We start from the raw sequence: 2,465 nt of genomic DNA, 5'->3' as shown, positions 1-2,465 counted from the left end.
CTCTGGATCATACTGGATAATCAACACCCTTGTTCATAACAAGAAAAAATGTGCCGATATATAAAGTGGAACCTCCATCAGTGTTGGTCTCTTCATCTCCCGCTGATGGTTCGTTGCACAGTTCCCAACCACCACAAGAGATGTCATTCAGCAAGTCAGACGTATATGGTTGAAACAAAAACTGCAAACAAAAGGGAGGAGACACGAATGGATATCGCCGCTATGGCCACATCATTAAAGGCCGCTTCGCTCGGTACTGCTGTTAGCCTGGCCGTTACTAAAAAAGCAATGGATACACAAAAAGAAGCGGGCGCACAGCTGGTAGAACTATTGGAGAAAAGCATGCAACCGCATCTGGGGAACCATATCAACATACGGGCATAGTCGTCTGCATATGAATACGTACATACAGAAAGTCGTCCTCAATGGGCGGCTTTCCTGCTTGCGGAATATACGCACCTCCCCTTTAAAAAGAAAAACGGAGCTGCTCATATTCCTCATCTAGCAGATGATGGAGTCGAATGCCAAACAGCCGAAGCGGCTGTGACGAAAAATATACTTCGTACAATTGCATGGCCGCCCGATAAATTTCCTCCGCCTCATCTGTTGCACCCGTCAGTGCCAAGCTACGTGATACAGCCTGGCGATAATCGAACTTCACTTCTACGACAATCGTTTTCGCCTTTTTCTGTTTCTGCTTCAACTTATCTGCTAGCTTCTCGCTAAATTCGCGAGCCGTCTTAGCAATAAGTGCCTGATCCATCGTATCAAAGGCAAAGGTTCGCGATGAACCAATACTCTTCTCTCCTTTCTGACGTTCCGGGTTCACAGGTGACTCATACGTTCCATTAGCTGCCTGGTGAAGATACTCTCCCTTCTTCCCGAACCAGGAGCGCAGATCCTCTACAGGCTGTGCTGCCAGCTCACCAATTGTACGAATACCTTTGCGCTGCAAGCGTTCAGCGGTGCTTTTTCCGCATCCGTGCAGGCTTCCGACCGTCTGCGGCCAAAAATATGTTCTATACTGCCGGGCCCCCATCTCGACAAAACCGCCTGGCTTTTTTACATCCGCACACATCTTAGCAATCAGCTTTGTCGGTCCTGCCCCGATACTACTCGGTATGAGTAGCTCCCTGTATAACTTGTCTTGAATATACTCCGCGATTATGCGTGCTGTATGTCCCTTTGCAACAAGCTCGCTAATATCAAGGTATGCCTCATCCACAGAAGCGACTTCACAGGGGGCGATCCGGCGTAAAAAACGCATAATCGCTTCCGAATAACGCCGGTACAAGGCATGGTTCGGCTGCACGAACACAGCTTCCGGGCAAAGCTTCCGAGCCCGGTAAAAGCGCATGGTCGTATAAACACCTTTTGCCTTTGCATCATAGCTTGCAGCAACAACAATCCCCTTGCGCTTCTCGGGGTTTCCGGCCACAATTACAGGCTTATTGCGCAGCTGTGGATTATAGCTTTGATGAACAGATGCGAAAAATGAGTTCATGTCGCATAGCAAAATCGTTTTCTCCACCCTATCCGCTCCTTTTCCCGCCTTTTCTCTCATTATAGAACAAGAATATACGTTCGTTAATATATACAAAGAAAATATCTGCTGATTGCCTGTAAAATATTTGATAAAATAAAAGTGGAAAGTTCAGCATGTTATTTTTTATGATTTGGGAGGGATGGAACATGGCAGAGAAATACCCTGTACTTCAAAATGCGGAGCCTTTTTATATGCAGGGCGGCGATATCGGTGTGCTTGTACAACACGGTTTCACCGGCACAACACAAAGCATGCGGTTCCTTGGGGAGTCCCTGGCACAGGTCGGATTCACCGTATACGCCCCTCGTCTGAAAGGTCATGGCACGCATTATGAAGATATGGAAGCGACTTCATATGAAGATTGGATCACTTCGGCAGAAGAAGGATACCAAAAGCTGAAAGCATCCTGCCGTGAGGTTTTTGTGGTCGGATTATCTATGGGAGGCACAATTGCTCTGCATCTGGCTGAAGAGCATCCGGAAATTGCAGGCATTATGCTAATTAATGCTGCTATCCGTGTCGAGAATTTCGAACCGCTGGCCAATGAGACGGCCCGCTATCTTGATGCTATCGGTTCAGACATCAAAGCTCCTGACGTAGCTGAACTGGCATATTCAAAAACACCGGTCGCTTCTGTTAAACAGTTTCTTACATTCAAAAACATTGTTGCATCCCGCCTCTCTGCCATTACATGCCCTGCTCTCGTGCTTGTATCCCGTGAGGACCATGTCGTACCGCCCGAAGACTCCGATTATATCCTTGCTCATATTATGTCTGAGTTAAAAGAGAAAGTTGTACTGGAAAATTCATATCATGTTGCAACACTCGATAATGATAAAGAACTGATTGCCCGACAATGTGCGGCTTTTATTAGTGAAATAAATCAAATCACGCCTGTTGATTATCCATAAGGTGGAAG

The 2,465-nt window shown here is 46.7% G+C and carries 3 protein-coding genes; 2 read left to right on the top strand and 1 reads right to left on the bottom strand.

The genetic code is table 11. The features are described 5' to 3' along the window. Positions 1–207 precede the first annotated feature (207 nt). Positions 208–384, top strand: a complete 177-nt coding sequence (locus HMPREF0083_RS26925; protein WP_081695982.1) for a YjfB family protein — start codon at positions 208–210, stop codon at positions 382–384. Positions 385–466: 82 nt separating this feature from the next. Here the strand turns inward: HMPREF0083_RS26925 and HMPREF0083_RS02740 are convergent, their stop codons facing one another. Continuing rightward, positions 467–1,531, bottom strand: a complete 1,065-nt coding sequence (locus tag HMPREF0083_RS02740; RefSeq protein ID WP_040301261.1) for a Y-family DNA polymerase — start codon at positions 1,529–1,531, stop codon at positions 467–469. Between the two features lie 161 nt (positions 1,532–1,692). On the opposite strand from HMPREF0083_RS02740, the gene HMPREF0083_RS02735 reads away from it, so the two are divergent. Continuing rightward, complete coding sequence (locus HMPREF0083_RS02735) at positions 1,693–2,457, top strand: alpha/beta hydrolase (protein ID WP_040301260.1); 765 nt, start codon at positions 1,693–1,695, stop codon at positions 2,455–2,457. Positions 2,458–2,465 lie beyond the last annotated feature (8 nt).

This window comes from Aneurinibacillus aneurinilyticus ATCC 12856 (genome assembly GCF_000466385.1).
Classification (GTDB): domain Bacteria; phylum Bacillota; class Bacilli; order Aneurinibacillales; family Aneurinibacillaceae; genus Aneurinibacillus; species Aneurinibacillus aneurinilyticus.
Note: the sequence above shows the minus strand (reverse complement) of the source record. Positions and strands in the feature narration are given on the sequence as shown.